This is a genomic window from Geminocystis herdmanii PCC 6308 (assembly GCF_000332235.1).
Taxonomy (GTDB): domain Bacteria; phylum Cyanobacteriota; class Cyanobacteriia; order Cyanobacteriales; family Cyanobacteriaceae; genus Geminocystis; species Geminocystis herdmanii.
Map to the genome: position 1 here is coordinate 1,037,711 of NZ_CM001775.1, position 21,881 is coordinate 1,059,591.

The following is a 21,881-nucleotide window of genomic DNA, read 5'->3' on the forward strand; positions in this document are numbered from 1 at the left end:
TTTTTAATGGCTTAGAGTAATTGTCCATTTTGTTCCTTGTTGCGTATTTAAGACAATATTTCCTCGAAGTTGATTGGTAAGGTTTTTGACTAATCTTAATCCTAAAGTAGTAGTTTTTTCCCAGTCTAACTCAGGGGGTAAACCTTTTCCATTATCCTTGATCGTAATCACTAAATTTTCATCATTATCGGTGTTAATTTCTATCAATAATTTTCCTTTTTGATGATCCTCAAAAGCATATTTAAGCACATTAGTAATTAATTCATTGATAATTAAACCACAGGGTACGGCAGAATCAATATCTAAAAACAAGTTTTGCTCTATGTTCATTTCTACCTTAATAGATAACGTATTTATTTGATAAGAACTAAATAAAACATTCACCAATTCTTTGATATATATTGATAAGTCAATTTTAGAAAGATTATTAGATTGGTAAAGATGTTCATGAATTAATGCCATCGACTGTATGCGAGTTTGGCTTTCTTTAAATTTCAGACGAATGTTTTTATCTTCGATCGATCGAGATTGCAAATTTAATAAACTGTTGATGACTTGTAAATTATTTTTAACTCGATGATGTATTTCTTTGAGTAAAACTTCTTTTTCTTGTAAAGATTTTTCTATTTTTTGCTCAATTTGCTTTAACTTAGTAATATTACGAATACTGACAACTATTCCTGAAATGCTATAATCTGCGTCCAAGCAAGGAGAATAAGTAACACTGAGATATTGTGGGTTACTTTGCTCTCGATCGTCCCATATTTCAAACTGAATTGTTTCGCCGGATAAACAAGCCTCCACTTTAGGAACAACATTAACATATACTTCGGGTTCTAAAATATCCTTAATGTGGTGATTCACAACTTCAGAGTAGAATTTTCCATGTAAATCTAAATATTTTTGATTCACAATTTGATAGGTATAATCTTTATTAACTAAAGCCATAGCATCACTGGTGGCAGAAACAATACGTTCATATTGTCTTAAAATATGTTCTGAGTTGAGACGATCGGTAATATCCCTTGCTCCCGCATAAATCAAATCATTTACAGGAAAACAATTCCATTCAATCCAACGATAAGAGCCGTTATGACAACGATAACGATTTACAAAATTAGTAACGATATTTTGATTTTTTAAAGTTGATAAAGCATCATGAGTTTTTTCTAAATCTTCTGGATGGATATAGTCAAAAAATGTACAACCTTTTAATTCTTCAAGACTATAACCCAGAGTTTTTTCCCATTGACGATTTAAGCGCAGAAAATTTCCCTCTGTATTGGCGATCGTCAATAAATCAATGGCAACGGAAAAGAAGCGATTTAATTCTTCAGTTTTCGTCTTTAAAGATGCTTCTGCTTGTTTTCGATCGTGAATATCTCTTCCCACAGATTGAAATTCGATAAAATTTCCTTGCTTATCAAAAATTGCTCGATTAATCCATTGCATCCAACGAATTTTTCCCTTTACAATAACACGATGTTCAATAGTAGCCACAGGCTTCTCTAAACAAAGAGAATCAAGCATTTGCTCAATTTTTAGTAAATCTTCTGGATAAATAATAGGATGATACTGAGAGCCGATTATCTCATCTCTACCTACTTCATAATAGTTACAAAAAGCCTGATTTACAAATAACATTGTACCATCTGGCAAAAAACGACAAATTAACTCCGTTTGATCCTCAATAATAGCTAAATATTGTGCCTCACTTTCTCTCAGGATAATTTCGACTTTTTGACGTTTCTTAATTTCTTCTTCAAGTTGTTGATTTAATTGCGCTAAATACTCATTTTGCTTAATTAATTGTTGCTGTTTTCTATACAGTAAATTTTCTGCTTTTTTTCGTTTAATATCAATGCGATCTAAAAAATAGGAATTTTGCCAAATTATACTCCCAAAAATGGCAATATAAACAATAGCTAAAAGATTAAAGCCCATGGCTATGGTATAAAGTTCTTGTTGATAACCCATAAGTACTAATCCACATAAAAGAGGAGATAATAGGATCATCATTGGCAAAACATTTCGGGCGATCGTACCCCCAAAAGTATCATTAGTAATCATTCTCATTATTCCTCCATGGGGATAACGAAATAAAATACTGATGGTGAAGATGATCAAATTTAATGAGGTATGCAAAGCCATCTCAGTATAAGACTCAACACGATTAAAATAAGCGGTATTGTAAATTAAGCCTAAAAAAGCTAGTAAAGCAATAAAAAAAACCAAACAGGAAAGAATGTGAGCGAGAAAATATAATGGACGAGGTAAATTAAGAGATAATTTAACGAATGCTAATATCAGAAAACAAAAAGCCGTATTAAATCCCATCCTTCCTAAAGGTGCATTTACTGCGTTTATACCTCCACTATTGGGAAATAAATCTTTAACAAATAATTGATCAATGCCAAAATTTAAGTTGAAGATGTACTCCATTAAAGTTAAAGTAGCTATTATTAGTACCATAACTATAAAGATATTGATGATTGATCGAACAACCCTACTTTGAAAAGATTGATAGGATAATAAACTAGAACCACTGAGCAATATAAAACATAAAGCCGTATTAAACTTCATAGTGGCTAAATTCGGTAAAATTCTCACGAGGGATTCCACATGAAAAATCCATCCCAAAATTACCGATAGCGCGATCGAACCTGTTAGGATAACTAAAAAAAGACTATATCTGGTTAAAGTTATTTGAAATTGCTTAGTACGAAAATTAGAATTTCTCATAGCTAAAAACAATAAGTACTGATAAATATAGGGTTTAGAGTGTAAGCTACCTATCGGAATCGAACCGACAACCTATTCATTACGAATGAATTGCTCTGCCAATTGAGCTAAGGTAGCAAATTTTTTGGTCAATCAAAATTATAACATAAATGAGCAATTTAAGAATGAGGAATTTTATTCGACTTTCTCTTATGGAGTTTCATCACAAAAAATGAGATCGATCGAACAACCTAATTAATCAATGTTCGATCGTATCTTTACCTGAAACCTGCCTCAATTGAATATTCTTGCATCGATCGATTGGTATTGTAGATCGATCGATTAAAATTATGTTTAATAATATAAAATGAATTAATATAGAATCATTCGTCGCTATTGGAGTGAGAATTATGCCCATAGGATTACCCGAATTTGCCGATAACCCCGAAAATCGTTGTCCCGTTATTCTATTATTAGATACATCAGGATCAATGTATGGTGAACCTATTAACGCCTTAAATGCTGGTATTAGTAACTTTAAAGAAGATGTGATTAAAGACACTCAAGCAAGTTTAAGCGTAGAATTAGCAATTATTACTTTTGGTGAAAAAGTCCAATTAGCTCAAGATTTTATCACGATCGATGAATTTAATCCGCCAAAATTAGAAGCTAGTGGCGTAACTCCTATGGGGGAAGCCATGGAAAAAGCCCTAATATTATTAGAAACCAGAAAAAGAGTTTACAAAGAGAATGGCATTGGTTACTATCGCCCTTGGATATTCTTAATTACCGATGGTGCGCCTACAGATAATTGGCAAATTCCTGCGGAAATGGTAAGGGAAGCGGAAGCGCAAAAACGTTGTCTTTTCTTTACTGTAGCAGTGGAAGGTGCAGACATGGATAAACTTAAACAAATTGCGCCGATCGATCGACCTCCTGTAGTATTAAATGGTTTAGATTTTGGCGGTTTATTTCAGTGGTTAAGCACTTCCATGAAAAGAGTTTCTGGAGGAAAAATTGGGGAAGCGGTGGCATTACCTGCCGTTGGTTGGGGACAAATTTCTACTTAGGGATTAACTATGAAAAAATGGAAAACTGTTGTTAAATGTGCTGTTGGGGTTAGTCATCAACAACAAAATTTACCCTGTCAAGACTACGGAGATTATCTTTTGTTTGGTGACAAATTTGTCATCGGGGCGGTGGCGGATGGTGCAGGAAGTGCTGAATATTCCCATATTGGTTCAAAAATCGCTGTCAATACAGCTATCAGCTTTCTGAAAGGTTATTTCGATCGACTCCTTGAGGATATGAAACTATATCCCAAAAAACCTCGTCGAAATATTCCCAGTATGAATCAAGCCCACGATGTTTATAATGATTTATTAAAAGAAGTATTAAAGGCGATTAACGAAGAAGCGCAAAGCCTTAACTGTCGTTATCAAGATTTAGCTTGTACTTTGCTCGTCTTTTTTGCCAACTATAACTGTATCAGTGCCATGCAAATTGGAGATGGTTTTATGGCGGTGCGTCCTGTGGATGAAGATTTACAACTGTTGTTCACTCCCGATAAAGGAGAATATATTAACGAAACAACCTTTGTTACTTCTAGTACTGCTTTTGAGGAAATGCAGGTTAAAGTGTTAAAAAAGCCGTGCCGTTTTATTTGTGCTTCCACCGATGGTTTAGAAAAAGTGGCGATTAATTTTAAGGATTGGCAACCCTTCCCTCCTTTCTTTAATCCCTTAGAGGAGTATATGAAGGAAACTGTCGAAACCCATAAGGATGATCAGTATATCATTGATTTTCTCAACTCAGAAAGACTCAATGCGCGTACTAATGACGATAAAACCTTACTTTTAGCCCTACTCACCGAATCAAATTAATCTATGAATACTGTAGTTTGTGCCAAAACTAATCAAGATATTATCTTACTTGATAAAATTGCCAATAGTGGTGAGGGGGAAGTTTGGACAACTAATTGGAGTGGGATGTTGGCAAAAATTTATCATCATCCTACCCCAGAAAGATTCGCTAAACTAGAAGTAATGATCACCCATCAGCCCGATGATCCTAATAAACAATTAAATCATAATTCTTTTGCTTTTCCTCAATCTTTAATCAAAGATAATAAGGGTAATTTAATCGGTTTTTTGATGCCTCAAATACAAGGAGGAGTAGAATTAATTGATATTTATAATCCTAGGCGAAGAAGAATAAAAAAATTAGAAGTTGACTGGCATTTTTTGCATTATGTTGCCTTAAATATCGCTTCTATTATGACGACAATTCATCGAGAAGGTTATATAATTGGGGATGTTAAACCACAAAATATTTTAGTAAATAGTCAGGCTTTACCATCTTTTATTGATACGGATTCTTTTCAAGTAAGACATCCATATAGTTCTCAAATATATCCTTGTTTAGTAGGTACAGAAGGTTATACTCCTCCAGAGTTAATTGGTAAAGATTTTCATAATATTGAACAATATATTTATCATGATAATTTTCGTTTAGCAGTCTTAATTTATCAATTATTATTTAGTTATCATCCCTTTAGTTTAGGTCATTGGCAAGGTGCAGAAGACAAACCAGAACAAAATGAGTTAATTAAAAGAGGTTATTGGATAGAAAGTGAGCATAATCTTTTAACCCATAATCAAAATACTATTCCCTTAAATATTCTTCATCCTGCCCTACAAAAATTATTTAAAAAATGTTTTAATGATGGTTATTCTCAACCTCATTTACGCCCTTCTGCGGAAGATTGGTTTTATGGTTTAAGTCAAGGAGTAAATCATTTAAAAGTTTGTGATCAAATTGATAGTCATGTTCACTCTAGTTTAGAAAATAATTGTTATTGGTGCGATCGAAGTAATAAGCTAAATGCAGATATATTTAAACTACCAACGGGCATTAAATCAACTTCTAAAATAAGAATAAAATCTTCATCCTCTACAAATTATAATAATGATCAAACTAATTTATTTCCTAAAAACAAAAATAAATCTACTCAAATATTTGATGCAATATTTGATGCAAATAATATAGAAGAAATATTAAAACAAAATGGAAAAGAAATAACTATTATTGGTCAGGTTATTAATAATATCACAAATGGAGTTTTACCACACAAGCAAAATTCACAGTATCTGGTTCTTCAAATAAAAACAATAGAGTTTTTCGATAACAACCAAGAATATCAATCATATAATATTCAAGAATATCAGCCATTGTATATTATTGTCAATTTTCAAAAATTTCCTTTATTCCTAAATACTATTAATAATATATCTATCGATTTATATCTTAAAGTTTATGGAAAGATACAAGTCAATAAAGGAATTAGGTGGTTTCCAAGAAAAAATATACCAATTTTCTCAATAATTCCCCCTTTTTTAAGGAGGAGTAGAGGAGATCGTACTGATACAATTATTGTCAGAAATCACCTTAATACACCACAAATTTTTTTAGAGAATCTTAATCAAATAATGGTTCTTAGTGAGTCTGAAGCTAAATCTTTATTATCTTTTTCGGATCAAAATAATAACGCTAATGTAAATTCTCAGCCATAATAAAAATTATCCAAGGGGAATTATGGCTTTTTCAATTGCTTCTTTTGTTTGTATATCTATTTCTTGTTACCTAGAGAAAGATTTAGATACTTTTAAACTTATTACAACTTTATTTGTTTTGCCCTTATCTTTTCTGACGGGAATTACATGGTTTTATGGGCTAGAATGGGGAATTTTAGGATTCATTATTTCTTTTTTTATGTCTGCTATTTTTTTAGCATATATCAGAAAAATTGTTAACAGAAACCGTTGAATCTTCTTTAATTGATTATTAATTTATCAGGTTCGATTATTGATTAGGCTCGATCGAACTTTTTCCTCTTTTATTTCTAACCTCCTTCATAAATATCTTTTCTATGACCAATTTCATGTATTGTGATAATTTTATTACTTACCTGAAAAGTATAAATAACTCTATAATCACCAATTCTGATTTTATAAAAACCCGATAAATTTGCAGTTAATGGTAATGGTATTATATTTTCAAAATTATCTTCTAGCCATTGTATTTTTTTTATGATTCTTTGTTGAATTGTTGGGTTTATTTTGTTGAGTTGCTCGATCGCTTTTTGCTTTAATTCTAGGGCATAACACATATACAAACTTTGAGAATTTATTATAGATTATTTAATTGCTTTATTACTTCTGTCAATGGAACACCTTTTTCTCCTCTCAGTGTTTTTTCTTGAGATTCAATTAATCTTTTTTTTACGTCTTCTTTTAAGTTAAGATCAAAATCAGGATCGTGTAAATACTCGGTTAAAGTTTGTTCGATCGTTTCTTTAACTGTATCCTGAATTAAATTTTTAAAATCGTCGATCGTTAAATCTTTTATTTGCATAAGGATAATTATGTTCAATAAATAAGTAATAGGACTTTATTATAATCTCAAATTCTATTTTTGAGGATTTAACAGATTATCTCAATTTTATCAGGTTCGATCGTATTTTTTATTAAGTGTCCCTAAAATTATTTAATTCTTCTTTTCAAAAGAGTATAAAAATCTCCTCTTTTACCAATCATGAGAATAAAAACTGTTTTAACATCTTCATCGATAATATAAGCAACCCGATATTGTTGCTTAACGATCGTAATATGATAAGAAAGAATCCCACTTAAATCGCCTTCGAGACTATGACCAATATCAGGGGATAATAAAATATTGGGTATATATTTATTCTTGATCTCTTCACGAATTTGTGGATCGATTTTTTTTAAGTCTTTTTTTATTCTTGGATGATATTGATCTTTATACATCGAAGGCTTCATCTCTATTTAAAAATTTTAATCTCTTGAGTAAAACGTCATTTTTCCTCTCTAAAAGTTCTGTCCCTTCTTCTGTTAAAAGAAGATATAGGGTTTCAATTTCCTGTTTGTTCATAGAGGTTATTAATTCCGCTATATTTTGAATAGGTATATCGATCGAAAGTTTTGTCATAATTCTTCTCTATAAAACGATTAAAAATTATTATATAGCAATCAGGAATCATTTATGAGAAATCTAAACTGAATTCCCCCTTTGTTTAAGGGGGGTTAGGGGGGATCAAATTCTCACAACTCATAACGGACTGCTATAGCAACCTTAAATGATTTTATTATTTAGTCATCAATTCCTTCCCATAGTTCAGAAATTGGTATAGTTTTTCCTTCTTTTCTTTCTTGCAAAGCTCGTCTTAAACTAGCTTTAATTTCTTCTACTGGGGTATCATGAGGATCAGATTCATTTTCATCGGATACTAACACAATAAGTTTAACTCGACTAGGTGTCACTAAATCTAAATGATCATCTAATAAAAGTTCTTTGCCATTATTGAGGGTTGCCATTACTTCAAATGCTTTCATTAACTTAACTCCATGACACGATAGGATGATCTTATCACAAGTGAATTAAAGACATTCTAGTTATCCATAAAACAGAGGCTAAAAAATATGAATAAAAGTTTACCAAAAACTAAGATCGAGATACAGAGTTATTATTAGAACAAAATTTAACAAATTATTTTAATATTAATTACTAATTTATCAGGTTCGATTATTGATTCGGCTCGATCGAACAGCGCCACTTTGTGATCGAGCTTTTCACTTTTTGATAAAATTAAAACTAGATAAAACAATACTATAAAGATAATATGAGACAAGTTTTTTTATATCGAGATGAAGATGGTTATTGGATTGCAGAATGTCCTAGTTTAAAAGGTTGTGTTTCTCAAGGGGAAACGAAAGAAATAGCTTTAATCAACATCAAAGAAGCTATTAATGGTTATATCAAAGCCTTAGAAGAAGATAACATCCCTATTCCCCTCGAAAACTTTGAGGCATTATTAGTAGCAATATGACAAAAATTCTCAATATTTCAGGCAAAATGTGCGTTAAAGCATTAGCAAAAATTGGTTATTATCAAAAACGTCAAGAAGGAAGTCACATGATTTTAAGAAAAGATGATCCTTTTTCACAAATTGTTGTACCCAATCATAAAAATATCGCAAAAGGCACATTAAGAACAATCATAAAAAGTGCTAATTTAACTATAGATGAATTTATTAATTTACTATAAGTTTTAATTACTTTCTTCAAAAAATAATTAATTTCACTAGCTAACTCCGTTTGCAATAAACTATGTTTTCCTTTAGGCATTGTTTTATATTGTCCAATTTTATAAAACTACCTGAATTTAATTTAGGATGATCTTATCACAAGTGAATTAAAGACATTCTAGTTATCTATAAAACAGAGGCTAAAAAATATGAATAAAAGTTTACCAAAAATTAGGATCGATCGAGATGCGGAGTTATTATTAGAACAAAATTTAACAAATTATTTGAATATTAATTACTAATTTATCAGGTTCTATTATACTCATTATTACATCTCCAGAGAAAAACCCATTTTTGCCAATTGTAGTTTAATCTCATCAATAAAAACTTATGCCTGTTGTAAAAGTTCCTCAGCTAACTGCAAATCTGGTTCTAACATTTCCCCGTAATCATTAACTTGTCGCTCGTCAAAAGCTCTATGTAAACTACGGGATAACTCCTTAGAAAAAATCCCAGTTTTGACAAATTCTTTATCAAACAAACTAATAACGCCACTATGCTTGGATGTGCCTAAACTACGAGTAGCTAATAATCCCATTACTGCATAAAACATAGCATAATAAGAACGGTTAATCGTTCCTCTAATTTTCAACTCTTTCAATAAAAGTTTGGCTTCTGTTAAGGTTTCGTCAGCTTGGGATCAACGATATTTAACCAATAATTCTAATTGAATATCGGTCATACTATAACCCCTTCACTTAATACCTTAGATAGTAAGGGGTTAGCACCTACAGCCCCTGATTTAATTTGATTTTCTGTGACTACAAATGTAGAAATTACCAGATTATGCTCAAATCCGACTTCCCATGCTAAATAATAAATTTTTTCTCGGTGCGATCGATCTAACTGTGGTACTTTGATAAAGACATCTAAATCAGAATCTTCTGTAGCAGTGTCTTTAACCCGTGAACCAAAAATGCGTAAATCCAGAATCGGCATAATTGCCTCCAATCGAGAGCGAAACTCTTTGACAATTTGAATATCTCTACTTTTCACCATTACACTTACTCCAAAACAAAACCTACCTTACATCAACAAAACCTACCAAAAATTAAGAGTGATCGAGATGCGGAGTTATTATTAGAATATTGATTACTAATTTATCAGGTTCGATTATTTTATTGGGTTCGATCGAACTAATCTGAAATAACACTATAATTGATTTAATTAAGTATTAAACTCGATCGAATTATGGGTTATCAAGTTAATTTGCAATAGACATCTCCAGTAATTTTTGTAGAAACGTAAAATTTTACGTCTCTACCATAACCAACTTTAAAAACTAGGGAATAAATCCTTAACTAGCGATTACTTGATAACGATTAGTAAGTTTATCTAACTGTTGTAATAACAAACTGAGGAATAAACCAACATCGGTAACAATACCCACAGATTCCACCGAACCTCGATCGCTCAATTTGGTGACAACGGCAGGGTTGATGTCCACACATACCATTTTCACCCCTGAAGGAGTCATATTTCCTACCCCGATCGAATGCAACATGGTAGAAAGCATGATGATCATGTCTGTCCCTTTGAGTAAACGAGAATATTCTTCTTGTGCTTTAATTAAATCCATGTGAGTGTCAGGTAAAGGACCATCATCACGAATTGAACCTGCAAGACAGAAAGGCACATCATTTTTTACGCACTCGTACATGATACCCTTAGTAACTAAACCTTGTTCTACCGCTTGGGCGATACTTCCAGCACGACGAACCCCATTGATTACTTTGAGGTGATGACGATGACCACCGCTTACGGGGATACCTTTGCGCATATCCACCCCTAAAGATGTTCCCATCATGGATTGTTCCATGTCATGGACTGCGATCGCATTACCGCCTAATAAACATTGAACGTAGCCTTCACGAATTAAGCGAGAAAGATGTTCAGAACCGCCTGTATGAATAACCACAGGACCTGCTACTACAGCAACTTTGCCCCCTTGATCTCGGATGTGGCGCATTTCCCATGCAATTTGTTCAACTAATAATTCTACTCGTCTTTCACTAGAAACACCACCACTCATGAAACTAAATTCTTGGGGTTTATTTCTTTCTTCACGGGATTGGGTCGATCGAACCGTACGAATACCATCAACACCAACTACAACTTTTTCTCCTACTTCCAAGTCACGCAATAGTTTACAAGTGGCAGTAGTACCTTCTTCTGTTTCTGAAATCACGATCGCACCATCCATGCGCTGATTAGTGACTCTTTCCCAATAACCGTTAACTCTTACTTCCGTAGGGTAAATAGTAGTTACATAAAAATCATCAGGAGAAACTCCAGATTTCACCACCGTTTCGAGGTTAGCATCGGATTCTCTGTCAGGGAGAGACATCGCGCCTAAATCAATTAAAAGGCTTACAATATCTTCCATCACATCGGGTGAAGGTGCAGAAATACGCACCTCAGCAGTAGAAGGGCTTTGTCTTTCTACCCCTAAATCAAATTTAAGGACTTTGAAACTACCTCCCTCCTTCACTACCACATCTAAAGCACGATTCATCAAACCGCTATCGAGTAAATGCCCTTCCATTTTGATTAATCGACTGGTAACGCTAACGTTAGCGTGAACATCCTCTAAAATCGGTTCAGTCACTCTTAGGGTAAGACATTTAGCCGCACCTCCTGCTTTCAAAAATTCCGTTAAGGGTGTTTGAATCACTCGGAAGCCTTTTTCCGTGATGCGTTGCTCTAAATCATGACTAATTTTGTTCATGATTACCACATCATTAATATTAACCGCATTACAAGCAAAGTTAACAGCGTCGGGTTCTTCTACTACGATACGTCTTTCTTCAGGAACACGCATCTCGATTAAACGATTAGAATAGCTATCGAAGGCTTCGGGATAGTAGAGTAAGTAACCGTTAGCTAAAGGACAAAAACAGGTATCTAAATGATAAAAACGATTGTCAATGAGGCGTAATGATAAAACTTCCGTATCTAACCACTTGGCAATATAAGGATGAGAGTCTAATTCCGATCGAAATCCGTAACCTGCCCATAACCAACGCCCTTCTCGATCGAATAAAGCATCACCTGCGCCCTCAAAAGGTAAATCTTTCGGCAATTCATAGACAGTGAAACCATTTTCTTCAAACCACTGTTTAAAAAAGGGTTCTTCTCCTTGTCTTTCGGGGTGATAGAAGCGACTTAACACCACATTTTGCCCTAACACTAAACCAGCATTAGCAGTAAAAACCATATCAGGTACACCTTTTTGGGGTGTTACCAAGTCCACAATAGCATGATCTTTAATGATGTGATGGAGTTTTTGCCATTGCTCTACGGCACGTTCTCGACTAGATTTATGTATATTACCTTCCATCCAAGGATTGATCACATAATCCACATCATAGTGATCTGGGGCGCACATTAGAATGCGAATATCTTGATTCATAACAATTTGAAATTTACTATAAAACTATAAAATTTAATGGGCTAATGGTATTTCTAACCAATAGATTTTTTACCAACATTCCATTATAACTTTATGTGGTAGGTACTTTTCACCTTAAACTCTCTATGTGTGGAAATCATAACTTAGAACTTCCGCAATGATAATTAGGGATTGCTGAATACTTAATTATTTCGATGTTAATATCTGAACCTTAATAGAACTATTATTTAAGGAATTTATTAAAATATAAAGTTATAATCAGTATTAATTTAAGCATAAAATAAAGATGGTTAATACAATCAGACAAAAGGCAATCGTGGGAAAAAATGGCAAAATAGAAATTTCTCAAAGTCAATTCAAAGAAGGCGCATCTGTTGAAGTTATTATCGTCAATGATTCCCTTAAAATCGAAGATGAAACAACTTATTTATTAAAATCAGAAGCTAATAAAAAACAGTTATTGGAGTCGATGGAAAATGTAAAACAGGGTAAAATTGTGTCTATAAACTTAGAGGATTATGAGAAAAATAACCTTTGAAATTAATGCCTTTGAACAATTTAATTATTGGGTAAATATAGATAAAAAAATATTTAAAAAGATTTTGTTATTACTCAAAGACACACAAAAAAATCCATTTACTGGATTGGGTAAACCAGAACCTTTAAAACATGACTTACAAGGATATTGGTCAAAAAGAATTAATGAAGAACATCGATTAGTGTACAGAGTTGAGGATGATTCCATTATCATTATATCTTGTCGCTATCATTATCATAATTAAAAGTAATTCCTAAGATGTTCTAAATAACTATAAATACCGCCACCATAATATAATTGTTCGATCGATAAATAGGCTTTATCATCCTCAATTTTTATTTCAGAAGTAGGTATAAAACCAGCAAAAATCAGTCTATAATCTGGTTGAGCTTCGGAGATTTTTTGTTCACTTAAAACACACACTAAAAGGCTATTTTTTGATATTTCAGCTTTACTAATTGACCATGAAATTTCTGTTAAATTTCCGCTACGAGTTTTAACTTGAATGCCAATATAGAGAAATTAGTAGAGACACGAATCATAGTTAATCCTTTAAATTTAATAGCACAAAGTTCGATCGAACTCTGAAAACATTATATCAGAGGAATTAACTACAATCACATAAAAAATACTAATTACTTATGATTAATTACTCCCATAATCTTCTCCTTGCACTACCATTAAATCTAGTATGACTATCCCTTAATAACTCAGGAATATTAAGATTTTCGGGACATTTCGGCAGACATTCTCCGCAATCGGTACATTTATCCCCTTTTTGCCCCCAAAACCAATGTCCTGCATTTTCTAGCATCTGATAACGATAATTAGCATAATCCTCCATCTCTAAACCAACTCCCAGATTTCGCAACCGTAAAATTTCAGGAATATTAATATTTTCAGGACAAGGTAAACACTGATGACACTGGGAACATCGATCGAGCTTTAGGGTATGATTAAGAGTATCTTCTATGTGATGGAGTTTTTCTAACTCCAAAGCCGTTAACTCTCCATCCTCATCCGCTACAGATAAAGGAAAAATCAATTCATCGGGATTACTTGCACCTACACTTAAAGTGGTAATGGCTCGATCGTGCAGAAGAAAGCGATAATTTAAAAGTAAGGGTGACAAAGGTTGACAAATTTCTTGTAACTTAGCAGAAGGTGTATATAAACGTCCTCCTTTATCCGCAGGGGAGATAATAAATACACCTAAATCCATTTTTTTTGCCAATTCTATGACAGGATAATTTCTTTGAAAAAAGTAATAATAATGAAGATTAACAAAATCAAAAAACCCTGTAGAAACTGTCTTTAAAATTAAATCTAAATTACCGTGAGTAGAAAAGCCAATATGTCTAATTTTTCCTTGTTTTTGTGCCTTTTGTAAAACCGTTAAACAACTATTTTCCTTTATTAATAACTCTAAATGTTGCGGTGTATTAATACCATGAATTGCTAAACAATCAATATAATCAACCTTGAGATTAGTTAATGATTCATCTAACCATTTTTCCATAATTTTACCATCATTAACAGGAGTTAATTTTGTGGTAATAAATACTTGCTCACGAGGAATATTTAATTTTTTTAAAGCTAACCCTAAATATTTCTCACTTTTACCATAATTTTTAGCGGTTTCTAAATGATTAATGCCTAAATCTAAAGCCTTTTTGACTGTATTTAAAAATTGTGATTCTTCATCACAACAACGCATTAAACCCAAAGAAAATACGGATAAATTTAAGTTTGTTTTTCCAAAACGGCGATATTTCATAGGTAAAAATTAATAGTGCTTATACGATAGCAATCCTAAATCAGTTGTAAAATTTTCGCTCCCCTAACCCTCCAAACTTGGGGGGAATTAAAGGGGGGATTGTCCACAAATCATTTAGTTCTGCTATATTTCAATAATTTATAAATTATATTTTATCATTTGAACTGTCGAAGTCGAAAAAGTAATAGAATAGGAGCGATCGTATTTTGGTAAAGATATGGATAGTCAAATTTGGGAAAGAATTAATATTTCATCCGATAATTTAATAAATTTTTGTCAAGTCAATAAGATAGAAGAATTGTCTTTATTTGGTTCAGTCTTACAGCAAGACTTCCGAGAGGATAGCGACTTAGATTTTTTAGTAGTATTTAAGCAAAGTTTTAAATTAAATTTAATGGATTTAGTTAGAATACAACAGGAATTAGAAGACTTAACAGGACGAAAAGTTGATTTAATAGAAAAACGTTCTATTATGGATAGCCATAATTGGCTACGTCGTCAAAATATACTCAACACAGCAAAGGTTATCTATGAATCGAGACATATCCTATCTGCTTGACATTGCTAAATTATGTCAAACTATTATCAGGTTAACCAATGATATGACAGAAGCCGAATTTATCGAAGATGAAAAAAGTTATCTTGCTATTTTATACGAAATCACCATTATTGGGGAAATAGTCAAAAGATTATCTCCAGAATTTAGACAAACTCATTCACAAATTCAATGGCGACAAATAGCAGGAATGCGCGATAAATTAGTTCATGATTATGATCAAATAAAAGTTGATTTAGTGTGGCAAGTCGTCAAAAGTTATATCCCCGAACTTTTAGAATATATTAGTCCTCTTATTGAATAATAAAAACGGCTAAATTAGCTTAAACGATTAGATTAAAAATTAACCTAAAATCTAAAACTTCCCTATATCAAAGATTCTTGCATCGAACTCATTTAATTAAGACGTAAGTTTGCCATGATGGGAATTTGCCATTCAGTTTGTTTATGCAATCGATGAGAAAAAAATAACACTTCTAAATTTTCTACTTCTCCAGTATTAGGATTGAGACGAGCAATAATATCATCTCCAATTTCTTCGCTTTCTTGTTCTAAGTATGGTTGACATTTATTTATATATAAAATATCACCCATTGAATCATATTTAAAAGTTAGGTTTTCTGCCATAAAAGTTTTAATATTAACTTTGCGTCTTTGCGTCTTTGCGTGAACTTCTAGTATAACTATTTAACCCAACCTGATATTATTGATTGATTCTTACTAATATCTCCTGCCTTCATCGAAAATTGTATGTACAAATCAGTTAGATTAATTCTTTTTTCAATCTTAAAGCATTTGTCACCACAGAAACTGAACTAAAAGCCATCGCACCTCCTGCAATAATCGGGTTTAATAATAAACCAAAAAAGGGATAAAAAATTCCTGTTGCTACGGGGATTCCAATAATATTATAAATATAGGCAAAAAAGAGATTTTGTTTGATATTTCTCATGGTGACTTTACTTAATTTTATCGCTGAAACAATACCTTCTAAATCCCCAGAAATTAAGGTTATATCACTGGATGCGATCGCAACATCCGTACCTGTGCCAATGGCAAAGCCCACATCAGCTTGAGCGAGGGCGGGTGCGTCATTAATACCATCTCCTACCATAGCGACTAATTTGCCCGTATTCTGCTGAATTTCCTTAATTTTAGCGGTTTTTGCTTCGGGGCGCACTTGGGCAAAAAATCTTCTAATACCTACCTCCTGCGCAATTTTTTCTGCCGTTTTTTGATTATCCCCTGTTAACATGATGACTTCTAAACCTTGGGATTGTAATTGTTTGACTGCGAATTTAGAAGACTCCTTCAGGGCATCGGCAAGGGCGATTATCCCCACAATTTCATCGTTGAGGGCGATCCAAGCGTTAGTTTTACCAAAAACTTCCTTATCCCACAAATCCTCAATTTTACTAGGATTAAGCCCTATTTCCTCAAACCATATTTTTGTACCGATGCGGATTAATTGATTATCAACAATACCTTGAACACCACATCCTGAAATTGCTTCAAAATTATTCACGGGGGGATTATTAATCACAATTTCTTGTTTTTGAGCATATTCTACAATGGATTGCGCGATCGAGTGTTCTGATTTAGACTCTACCATAGCCACAAGGGTTAAAATCTCTTTTTCTGACTCCGTATTCAGGGTAATAAAATCCGTTACCACTGGTTTACCTACGGTTAAAGTGCCTGTTTTATCTAAAACGATGGTTTTGATTTTGTGTGCTAATTCTAAACTACCAGCATCTTTAATCAAAATACCATGATTTGCGCCTAATCCCGTACCCACCATGATAGAAGTGGGAGTGGCTAACCCCAATGCGCACGGACAAGCGATAATTAAAACATTGATAGAGGCAATTAAGGCAAGAGTAAAATTATCGGCAAATAACCACCATGCCAAAAAGGTGACAATGGCGATAACCATGACTATCGGCACGAAATACCCCGTAACTCGATCGGCATATTTTTGAATGGGGGCTTTGCTTCTTTGGGCTTGTTTGACTAACTCCACAATTTGGGCTAAAACGGTGTCTTTTCCTACCCTTGTAGCTTTAAAAGTGAAACTCCCCGTTTTGTTGATAGTTGCGCCGATGACTTCATCACCGATGGTTTTTTTCACCGCCACAGATTCTCCCGTTACCATACTTTCATCGATGGAGGATTCCCCTTCGACAATTTCACCGTCAACGGGGATTTTTTCTCCCGGTCGTACTATAATTCGATCGTCAATTCTCACTTGTACAATGGGGATTTCCTGCTCAATATTATCTCGAATCACCCTAGCGGTTTTTGCTTCTAACTGTAATAACTTTTTAATCGCTTCCGAAGTTTGACTTTTAGCCCGATGTTCGAGTAATTTACCTAAAAGAATTAAAGTAATAATCACCGCCGCCGACTCATAATAAACATCCGCAGGTAAATCTTGATTTTCAAAAAAGGAAGGGAAAAACGTCACTGCTACAGAATAAATATAAGCCGCCCCCGTGCCAAGGGAAACTAAAGTATTCATATTGCTAGTGCCATGTTTTAAGGCTGAAATTGCCCCCACGAAAAAAGATTGCCCACACCAAAACATTACGGGAGTGGTTAACACTAATTGCAACCAAGGATTATGTAACCAATGGGGAATAAAGGGAATATGTAACCCTGTCATCATCGGGAGGGAGGTAACGACTAGAAAAATACTAATTACTGCCCCAACTTTAAATTTATTGACTAATTCCTTCTCTTGACGGTTATTTTCTAAGGTTTCCTTATCCTGATTCTCGCTATCAGCAATATAGGCTTGATAACCTGCTTTTTTTACTGCTTCTTCAATCGCCTCTACATTTGCCTGTGGATTATAAGTCACAGTGGCTTCGGCTAAAGCATAGTTAACTATACATTCTTCTACTCCATTAACTTTATTTATAGCAGTTTCGATCGACTTTGCACAGGCAGAACATCCCATACCCTCTAACTGAAAAGTTTTTTTCTCTAATAAATTAGTTGTCATTTTCGGTTGTCCTTTATGATACATAAGTAGTTTTTGAGTGCTATATTTTTTCTATTATAGACCACTTGTCAAAGTATTTAGCTTCACTTCTTCAATCACTGTTATTGCACAACTTCTCAACAACTGACTCGTGCTTGATGTGTGTATGTATTGTGAATAATATTTTATGGTTCACTTAGGTTTTTTTTGGTAAATTATCCTAGATAATGAATAATGAAAATTTAAGTTATTAAAGAAAATAAAATGAAATTATCATCAAAGTCATCATCGATCGCACTCAGTGTAACACTGTTATTATCTCCTTTAACGGTAATCACTCCAACCATTAATCATCAAGTACTAGCTCAAAGTAATCAAGTTAATTTACTCAGTCAGGGTAAAGGTACATGGAATATGGGGCGGGGGAAACCTGCTAATATAACATCAACTTCTGTTACTATCCAAACCGACAATAAAGCTCAAGTTACCTTATTTTTAAGTGATAATCGCACCGTGCGCCTAGACGGCAATTTTAATCGACAAACCGCAACCCAAGGGCGAATTAATTTAACTAACTCTGGCATGGCAGATGCAACGGGAAGTTTATTACTAGAGTATCAATCCGATAATAGCATTCGTCTGTTAAACGGTGAAGGTAGTCTCGATAGTCAAAAGTTTCGCATGACATTTCGAGGAAATCAAACCACTTCAAAACCAAACAATACCCCTAATCTGAATATTCAACAGTCTGGAGAAGGATTATTTAGTCTGCAATCTCGTCCTAACCAAAATATTACATCTGTGTTTGTCAGTGTGGACAATCAACAAAAAGCCAGAGTATCTTTAGTTTTCCAAAATGGTAATAGTTTCAACTTTGAAGGAAGACAAACTCATAGAGATGCCTATAGTATCAGAATACAAGTCGATCGATCGGGTATGGCATCGGCTACAGGATTTTTTACCGTAGAATTGGGCGCTGGTAACTCTATTAATAATTTAATCGGACAAGGCACTCTTGACGGACAAAATTTCTTAGCTAATTTCCGATAATCAATGTAGGGTGGGCATTGCCCACCATTACCATCGAGCGCCATCAAATAATTTATAAGATATTGATGAAGATAGAAATTAACCTAAAGCCCATTAATAATATAGATGAAAGATTTTATCCGTCAATTAAGCCAAAAATATCTCGAAAATAATCAACCTTCAGGATGGTTTGAAGAATTATATACTTTGGCGAATCAAAATCCAGAAAAGATACCTTGGGCATTATTAAAACCTAATCCCTATTTGCAACAATGGTTAACAGAAAATGAAACTCCGATTTCATCACCAAAAGCGGTGGTTGTGGGTTGCGGTTTAGGAGATGATGCGGAAGCCTTGCAAAAAAAAGGTTATGAAGTGACAGCCTTTGATATTTCTCCCACTGCCATTAATTGGTGTCGTCAAAGATTTCCTGATTCTTCCGTGAATTATCAGACGGCGGATGTGTTTAATTTACCTTCCCATTGGCAACAAGAATTTGATTTAGTTTGGGAATGTCGCACCATTCAAGCCTTGCCTCTTAATGTTCGAGAAAAAGTGATCAGCTCGATCGTATCTTTACTCAAACCTGATGGTACACTTTTGATGGTAACTAATATCAGGGATACCGAAGAAGTACCAGAAAGCCCACCTTGGGCATTATCTGAAACAGAATTAAATTATTTTACTTCCTTGGGATTAAAAGAAAAAAATCGTCCTAATCGATCGTCTTTCCCATTATCCGCAAATGTTTTATGGTTAGAATTAGTGTTAGGAATTAGTGATTAGTCAATAATTGATTATCCTATAGTTTCGACTTTTGATATATAATTTCTGATAAATATGAACGATAAACCCACAGTAGTAGAAACCTATCAATTAAGTAAAATTTATCGTACAGGTTTTTGGATGAATACCAAAGTTCCTTCCTTAAAAGATTGTACACTGAAAGTATATCAAGGAGAAACTTTTGGCTTATTAGGTCCTAATGGTGCAGGAAAAACCACTTTACTGAAAACCCTTCTCGGTATTATTCAGCCCACCTCTGGCAAAGCCTTATTACTAGGAAAACCTTTAGGAGACAAAACCACCAAGCAAAGAGTCGGTTATTTACCCGAAAATGCTTATTATTACGATTTTTTGACAGCTTGGGAGTTTTTAGGCTTCATCGCCGATATATTTCAGATTCCTAAATCTCAACATCAACAAAAAATTTTACACTTGTTAGATTTAGTGGGATTAGCCCAAAAAACCGCTAAAAAGAAACAATTAAGACAGTATTCTAAAGGAATGTTGCAAAGAGTAGGTATGGCACAAGCCTTAATTAATGATCCTGAAATTGTCTTTTTTGATGAACCTATGTCTGGTTTAGACCCTATGGGACGTTATCAGGTTAGACAAATTATACTATCTCTCAAGGAACAAGGCAAGACCATTTTTTTCAATTCTCATGTCTTGTCTGATGTGGAGAAAATATGCGATCGAATTGCCATTTTAGCACGGGGTGAACTGTTAAATATCGGTTCACTAGACGACATTCTCGGCACAAAAGAAAGTTATCATGTAGTGGTGCAAGGTGGAAAAGAAGAAGAATTACAAGAATGGCTAACCCATATAAAAAGGGAAAATGACTTTATTAGTGGTGAATTAAGACAAAATAGCGATGGTTTTGTCAACTATTTACAAGGCACTTCCGCTAAATTAATTAGCATGAATTTAAGTCGTGATTCCCTCGAAGAATATTTTATTCGTCAATTAGAAGAAAAAGGAATTACCTCCAGCCAATAATATTAAATTTCGATGAACAAATAATGTTGGGTTTCACAGATTTAAACCAACCTACGATAATATAATATCATGCTCAATAAACTGTTAATTTGTACCGATTTAGATAGAACTTTAATTCCTAATGGTGATGCACCAGAATCTCCTCAAGCTAGAAATTTATTCACTCAATTAGTTACTCAATCTCATGTGACTTTAGCTTATGTAACTGGACGAGATAAAAGTTTAGTACAAAATGCCATCGAACAATATCAATTACCTTTTCCTAATTTTGTGATTGCTGATGTAGGTTCAACTATTTATACCCTAGAAAATAGTCAATGGTTAAGGTTAAAAGATTGGGATAATCACATAGGAAAGGATTGGCAACATAAAAATTATGCGGATTTAATCTCTCTTTTTACAGATATTAAACAGTGTCAATTACAGGAAAAAGAAAAACAGGGTTTACATAAATTAAGTTACTATATTTCCCTTGATATTGACATCGAAAATATTATCAATAAAATTTCTTTAATCTTAGAAAATGCTAATTTAAAATCGAACTTAATTTGGAGTATTGATGAAGAAAAAAAAATTGGTTTATTAGATATTTTACCTCAATCTTCTAACAAATTTCGCTCGATCGAGTATTTAATGAAAAATAAAGATTTTACCTTAGAAAATACCGTATTTTCTGGGGATAGTGGCAACGATTTAGATGTGTTAATTAGCCCGATTAAATCAATTTTAGTAGCTAATGCTCATCAAGAAGTCAAAGAAAAAGTTAACTCTTATATCCAAGAAACAGGAGATACAAATTCTATTTATATCGCCCAAGGAAATTACTTAAATATGAATGGAAATTATAGTGCAGGAATTTTAGAAGGTATTGCCCATTATTTCCCCCCTATATCGTAAATTGATATACTGGC

The 21,881-nt window shown here is 33.4% G+C and carries 26 protein-coding genes, 1 tRNA gene and 1 pseudogene; 14 read left to right on the plus strand and 14 right to left on the minus strand.

Annotation, left to right across the window (positions count from 1 at the left end; genetic code table 11):
* Positions 1-3 precede the first annotated feature (3 nt).
* Together SYN6308_RS23760 and SYN6308_RS05200 are read right to left on the minus strand one after the other, a co-directional pair.
* Complete coding sequence (locus tag SYN6308_RS23760) at positions 4-2,742, minus strand: PAS domain S-box protein (protein ID WP_017293377.1); 2,739 nt, start codon at positions 2,740-2,742, stop codon at positions 4-6.
* Positions 2,743-2,786: 44 nt separating this feature from the next.
* Positions 2,787-2,859, minus strand: a tRNA-Thr gene (locus tag SYN6308_RS05200).
* Between the two features lie 272 nt (positions 2,860-3,131).
* On the opposite strand from SYN6308_RS05200, the gene SYN6308_RS05205 reads away from it, so the two are divergent.
* From SYN6308_RS05205 to SYN6308_RS05220, 4 genes are read left to right on the plus strand one after another with little or no spacing between them, the layout of a single operon-like run.
* The gene (locus tag SYN6308_RS05205; protein WP_017293378.1) at positions 3,132-3,791 is read left to right on the plus strand and encodes a vWA domain-containing protein; all 660 of its coding nucleotides are present in this window, start codon (positions 3,132-3,134) and stop codon (positions 3,789-3,791) included.
* Positions 3,792-3,800: 9 nt separating this feature from the next.
* A complete protein-coding gene (locus SYN6308_RS05210; RefSeq protein WP_017293379.1) occupies positions 3,801-4,604 on the plus strand; it encodes a PP2C family serine/threonine-protein phosphatase in 804 nt (267 codons plus the stop codon).
* 3 nt (positions 4,605-4,607) lie between these two features.
* A complete protein-coding gene (locus tag SYN6308_RS23270; RefSeq protein WP_017293380.1) occupies positions 4,608-6,293 on the plus strand; it encodes a helix-hairpin-helix domain-containing protein in 1,686 nt (561 codons plus the stop codon).
* Positions 6,294-6,315: 22 nt separating this feature from the next.
* Entirely contained in the window at positions 6,316-6,546 is a 231-nt protein-coding gene (locus SYN6308_RS05220; protein WP_017293381.1) for a hypothetical protein, read from the plus strand.
* Positions 6,547-6,622: 76 nt separating this feature from the next.
* Here SYN6308_RS05220 and SYN6308_RS05225 read toward each other — a convergent pair whose 3' ends face one another.
* The 5 genes from SYN6308_RS05225 to SYN6308_RS05245 all read right to left on the minus strand — a co-directional run bounded on the left by SYN6308_RS05225 (position 6,623) and on the right by SYN6308_RS05245 (position 8,135).
* Positions 6,623-6,889: a type II toxin-antitoxin system RelE family toxin gene (locus SYN6308_RS05225; RefSeq protein ID WP_017293382.1), complete on the minus strand. Its 267-nt coding sequence runs from the start codon at positions 6,887-6,889 to the stop codon at positions 6,623-6,625.
* A 20-nt stretch (positions 6,890-6,909) separates the two neighbouring features.
* A complete protein-coding gene (locus tag SYN6308_RS05230) occupies positions 6,910-7,134 on the minus strand; it encodes a hypothetical protein (protein WP_017293383.1) in 225 nt (74 codons plus the stop codon).
* 128 nt (positions 7,135-7,262) lie between these two features.
* Entirely contained in the window at positions 7,263-7,550 is a 288-nt protein-coding gene (locus tag SYN6308_RS21805) for a type II toxin-antitoxin system RelE family toxin (RefSeq protein WP_017293384.1), read from the minus strand.
* Entirely contained in the window at positions 7,543-7,731 is a 189-nt protein-coding gene (locus tag SYN6308_RS05240) for a hypothetical protein (protein ID WP_017293385.1), read from the minus strand. Before SYN6308_RS05240 ends, SYN6308_RS21805 begins: the two co-directional genes overlap by 8 nt.
* Before the next feature lie 161 nt (positions 7,732-7,892).
* Positions 7,893-8,135, minus strand: coding sequence for a type II toxin-antitoxin system RelN family antitoxin (locus SYN6308_RS05245; RefSeq protein ID WP_017293386.1), 243 nt, complete (start codon positions 8,133-8,135; stop codon positions 7,893-7,895).
* Positions 8,136-8,422: 287 nt separating this feature from the next.
* On the opposite strand from SYN6308_RS05245, the gene SYN6308_RS05250 reads away from it, so the two are divergent.
* Both SYN6308_RS05250 and SYN6308_RS05255 read left to right on the plus strand, forming a co-directional pair.
* Positions 8,423-8,629 (plus strand): type II toxin-antitoxin system HicB family antitoxin, encoded by a 207-nt coding sequence (locus SYN6308_RS05250; protein ID WP_017293387.1) that lies wholly within the window; start codon positions 8,423-8,425, stop codon positions 8,627-8,629.
* On the plus strand, positions 8,626-8,847 hold the full coding sequence (locus tag SYN6308_RS05255) for a type II toxin-antitoxin system HicA family toxin (protein ID WP_017293388.1): 222 nt from the start codon (positions 8,626-8,628) through the stop codon (positions 8,845-8,847). The genes SYN6308_RS05250 and SYN6308_RS05255 overlap by 4 nt, the downstream gene beginning before the upstream one ends.
* 368 nt (positions 8,848-9,215) lie before the next feature.
* Here the strand turns inward: SYN6308_RS05255 and SYN6308_RS21810 are convergent.
* The 3 genes and pseudogenes from SYN6308_RS21810 to argZ form a co-directional block, all read right to left on the minus strand.
* Positions 9,216-9,512: pseudogene (locus SYN6308_RS21810) on the minus strand (HEPN domain-containing protein); the annotation flags it as partial.
* A gap of 53 nt (positions 9,513-9,565) precedes the next feature.
* The gene (locus tag SYN6308_RS05270) at positions 9,566-9,886 is read right to left on the minus strand and encodes a nucleotidyltransferase family protein (RefSeq protein ID WP_017293391.1); all 321 of its coding nucleotides are present in this window, start codon (positions 9,884-9,886) and stop codon (positions 9,566-9,568) included.
* A gap of 298 nt (positions 9,887-10,184) precedes the next feature.
* Positions 10,185-12,299, minus strand: a complete 2,115-nt coding sequence (argZ, locus tag SYN6308_RS05275) for a bifunctional arginine dihydrolase/ornithine cyclodeaminase (protein WP_017293392.1) — start codon at positions 12,297-12,299, stop codon at positions 10,185-10,187.
* Positions 12,300-12,585: 286 nt separating this feature from the next.
* Here argZ and SYN6308_RS05280 point away from each other — a divergent pair, with 286 nt between their 5' ends.
* Positions 12,586-12,837: a hypothetical protein gene (locus SYN6308_RS05280; protein WP_017293393.1), complete on the plus strand. Its 252-nt coding sequence runs from the start codon at positions 12,586-12,588 to the stop codon at positions 12,835-12,837.
* On the plus strand, positions 12,818-13,081 hold the full coding sequence (locus SYN6308_RS05285; protein ID WP_017293394.1) for a Txe/YoeB family addiction module toxin: 264 nt from the start codon (positions 12,818-12,820) through the stop codon (positions 13,079-13,081). Before SYN6308_RS05280 ends, SYN6308_RS05285 begins: the two co-directional genes overlap by 20 nt.
* On the opposite strand, the gene SYN6308_RS05290 is transcribed toward SYN6308_RS05285, so the two are convergent.
* Both SYN6308_RS05290 and SYN6308_RS05295 read right to left on the minus strand, forming a co-directional pair.
* The gene (locus SYN6308_RS05290; protein ID WP_017293395.1) at positions 13,078-13,260 is read right to left on the minus strand and encodes a hypothetical protein; all 183 of its coding nucleotides are present in this window, start codon (positions 13,258-13,260) and stop codon (positions 13,078-13,080) included. The two genes, SYN6308_RS05285 and SYN6308_RS05290, sit on opposite strands and share 4 nt — an antisense overlap.
* Before the next feature lie 226 nt (positions 13,261-13,486).
* On the minus strand, positions 13,487-14,614 hold the full coding sequence (locus SYN6308_RS05295; RefSeq protein WP_017293396.1) for an aldo/keto reductase: 1,128 nt from the start codon (positions 14,612-14,614) through the stop codon (positions 13,487-13,489).
* Positions 14,615-14,831: 217 nt separating this feature from the next.
* Between SYN6308_RS05295 and SYN6308_RS05300 the strand changes: the two genes are divergently transcribed.
* Positions 14,832-15,173: a nucleotidyltransferase family protein gene (locus SYN6308_RS05300; RefSeq protein ID WP_017293397.1), complete on the plus strand. Its 342-nt coding sequence runs from the start codon at positions 14,832-14,834 to the stop codon at positions 15,171-15,173.
* Positions 15,145-15,474, plus strand: coding sequence for a HepT-like ribonuclease domain-containing protein (locus SYN6308_RS05305; RefSeq protein WP_026101932.1), 330 nt, complete (start codon positions 15,145-15,147; stop codon positions 15,472-15,474). Before SYN6308_RS05300 ends, SYN6308_RS05305 begins: the two co-directional genes overlap by 29 nt.
* A gap of 92 nt (positions 15,475-15,566) precedes the next feature.
* On the opposite strand, the gene SYN6308_RS05310 is transcribed toward SYN6308_RS05305, so the two are convergent.
* Both SYN6308_RS05310 and SYN6308_RS05315 read right to left on the minus strand, forming a co-directional pair.
* A complete protein-coding gene (locus SYN6308_RS05310) occupies positions 15,567-15,797 on the minus strand; it encodes a DUF2283 domain-containing protein (protein WP_017293399.1) in 231 nt (76 codons plus the stop codon).
* A gap of 136 nt (positions 15,798-15,933) precedes the next feature.
* Positions 15,934-18,177 carry a heavy metal translocating P-type ATPase gene (locus SYN6308_RS05315; RefSeq protein WP_026101933.1) on the minus strand — a complete coding sequence of 748 codons (2,244 nt, stop codon included), beginning with the start codon at positions 18,175-18,177 and terminating at the stop codon, positions 15,934-15,936.
* Positions 18,178-18,420: 243 nt separating this feature from the next.
* Here SYN6308_RS05315 and SYN6308_RS05320 point away from each other — a divergent pair, with 243 nt between their 5' ends.
* The 4 genes from SYN6308_RS05320 (at position 18,421) to SYN6308_RS05335 (ending at position 21,867) form a co-directional block, all read left to right on the plus strand.
* A complete protein-coding gene (locus tag SYN6308_RS05320; RefSeq protein WP_017293401.1) occupies positions 18,421-19,206 on the plus strand; it encodes a hypothetical protein in 786 nt (261 codons plus the stop codon).
* 105 nt (positions 19,207-19,311) lie between these two features.
* Positions 19,312-19,971 (plus strand): class I SAM-dependent methyltransferase, encoded by a 660-nt coding sequence (locus SYN6308_RS05325; RefSeq protein WP_017293402.1) that lies wholly within the window; start codon positions 19,312-19,314, stop codon positions 19,969-19,971.
* A gap of 54 nt (positions 19,972-20,025) precedes the next feature.
* Positions 20,026-20,970, plus strand: coding sequence for an ABC transporter ATP-binding protein (locus SYN6308_RS05330; RefSeq protein ID WP_017293403.1), 945 nt, complete (start codon positions 20,026-20,028; stop codon positions 20,968-20,970).
* A gap of 69 nt (positions 20,971-21,039) precedes the next feature.
* Positions 21,040-21,867, plus strand: coding sequence for an HAD-IIB family hydrolase (locus tag SYN6308_RS05335; RefSeq protein WP_017293404.1), 828 nt, complete (start codon positions 21,040-21,042; stop codon positions 21,865-21,867).
* Positions 21,868-21,881: the final 14 nt, after the last annotated feature.

Excerpts from the sequence above, each read along its gene's own strand:
- SYN6308_RS05295 (WP_017293396.1), bottom strand. The coding sequence starts at position 14,614 with ATGAAATATCGCCGTTTTGGAAAAACAAACTTAAATTTATCCGTATTT.
- SYN6308_RS05320 (WP_017293401.1), top strand. The coding sequence starts at position 18,421 with ATGAAATTATCATCAAAGTCATCATCGATCGCACTCAGTGTAACACTG.
- SYN6308_RS21805 (WP_017293384.1), bottom strand. The coding sequence starts at position 7,550 with ATGTATAAAGATCAATATCATCCAAGAATAAAAAAAGACTTAAAAAAA.
- SYN6308_RS05285 (WP_017293394.1), top strand. The coding sequence starts at position 12,818 with ATGAGAAAAATAACCTTTGAAATTAATGCCTTTGAACAATTTAATTAT.
- SYN6308_RS05205 (WP_017293378.1), top strand. The coding sequence starts at position 3,132 with ATGCCCATAGGATTACCCGAATTTGCCGATAACCCCGAAAATCGTTGT.
- SYN6308_RS05245 (WP_017293386.1), bottom strand. The coding sequence starts at position 8,135 with ATGAAAGCATTTGAAGTAATGGCAACCCTCAATAATGGCAAAGAACTT.
- SYN6308_RS05270 (WP_017293391.1), bottom strand. The coding sequence starts at position 9,886 with ATGGTGAAAAGTAGAGATATTCAAATTGTCAAAGAGTTTCGCTCTCGA.
- SYN6308_RS05255 (WP_017293388.1), top strand. The coding sequence starts at position 8,626 with ATGACAAAAATTCTCAATATTTCAGGCAAAATGTGCGTTAAAGCATTA.
- SYN6308_RS05210 (WP_017293379.1), top strand. The coding sequence starts at position 3,801 with ATGAAAAAATGGAAAACTGTTGTTAAATGTGCTGTTGGGGTTAGTCAT.
- SYN6308_RS05220 (WP_017293381.1), top strand. The coding sequence starts at position 6,316 with ATGGCTTTTTCAATTGCTTCTTTTGTTTGTATATCTATTTCTTGTTAC.
- SYN6308_RS23270 (WP_017293380.1), top strand. The coding sequence starts at position 4,608 with ATGAATACTGTAGTTTGTGCCAAAACTAATCAAGATATTATCTTACTT.
- SYN6308_RS05305 (WP_026101932.1), top strand. The coding sequence starts at position 15,145 with ATGAATCGAGACATATCCTATCTGCTTGACATTGCTAAATTATGTCAA.
- SYN6308_RS05315 (WP_026101933.1), bottom strand. The coding sequence starts at position 18,177 with ATGACAACTAATTTATTAGAGAAAAAAACTTTTCAGTTAGAGGGTATG.
- SYN6308_RS05335 (WP_017293404.1), top strand. The coding sequence starts at position 21,040 with ATGCTCAATAAACTGTTAATTTGTACCGATTTAGATAGAACTTTAATT.
- argZ (WP_017293392.1), bottom strand. The coding sequence starts at position 12,299 with ATGAATCAAGATATTCGCATTCTAATGTGCGCCCCAGATCACTATGAT.
- SYN6308_RS05300 (WP_017293397.1), top strand. The coding sequence starts at position 14,832 with ATGGATAGTCAAATTTGGGAAAGAATTAATATTTCATCCGATAATTTA.
- SYN6308_RS23760 (WP_017293377.1), bottom strand. The coding sequence starts at position 2,742 with ATGAGAAATTCTAATTTTCGTACTAAGCAATTTCAAATAACTTTAACC.
- SYN6308_RS05240 (WP_017293385.1), bottom strand. The coding sequence starts at position 7,731 with ATGACAAAACTTTCGATCGATATACCTATTCAAAATATAGCGGAATTA.
- SYN6308_RS05225 (WP_017293382.1), bottom strand. The coding sequence starts at position 6,889 with ATGTGTTATGCCCTAGAATTAAAGCAAAAAGCGATCGAGCAACTCAAC.
- SYN6308_RS05230 (WP_017293383.1), bottom strand. The coding sequence starts at position 7,134 with ATGCAAATAAAAGATTTAACGATCGACGATTTTAAAAATTTAATTCAG.
- SYN6308_RS05280 (WP_017293393.1), top strand. The coding sequence starts at position 12,586 with ATGGTTAATACAATCAGACAAAAGGCAATCGTGGGAAAAAATGGCAAA.
- SYN6308_RS05250 (WP_017293387.1), top strand. The coding sequence starts at position 8,423 with ATGAGACAAGTTTTTTTATATCGAGATGAAGATGGTTATTGGATTGCA.
- SYN6308_RS05330 (WP_017293403.1), top strand. The coding sequence starts at position 20,026 with ATGAACGATAAACCCACAGTAGTAGAAACCTATCAATTAAGTAAAATT.
- SYN6308_RS05310 (WP_017293399.1), bottom strand. The coding sequence starts at position 15,797 with ATGGCAGAAAACCTAACTTTTAAATATGATTCAATGGGTGATATTTTA.
- SYN6308_RS05325 (WP_017293402.1), top strand. The coding sequence starts at position 19,312 with ATGAAAGATTTTATCCGTCAATTAAGCCAAAAATATCTCGAAAATAAT.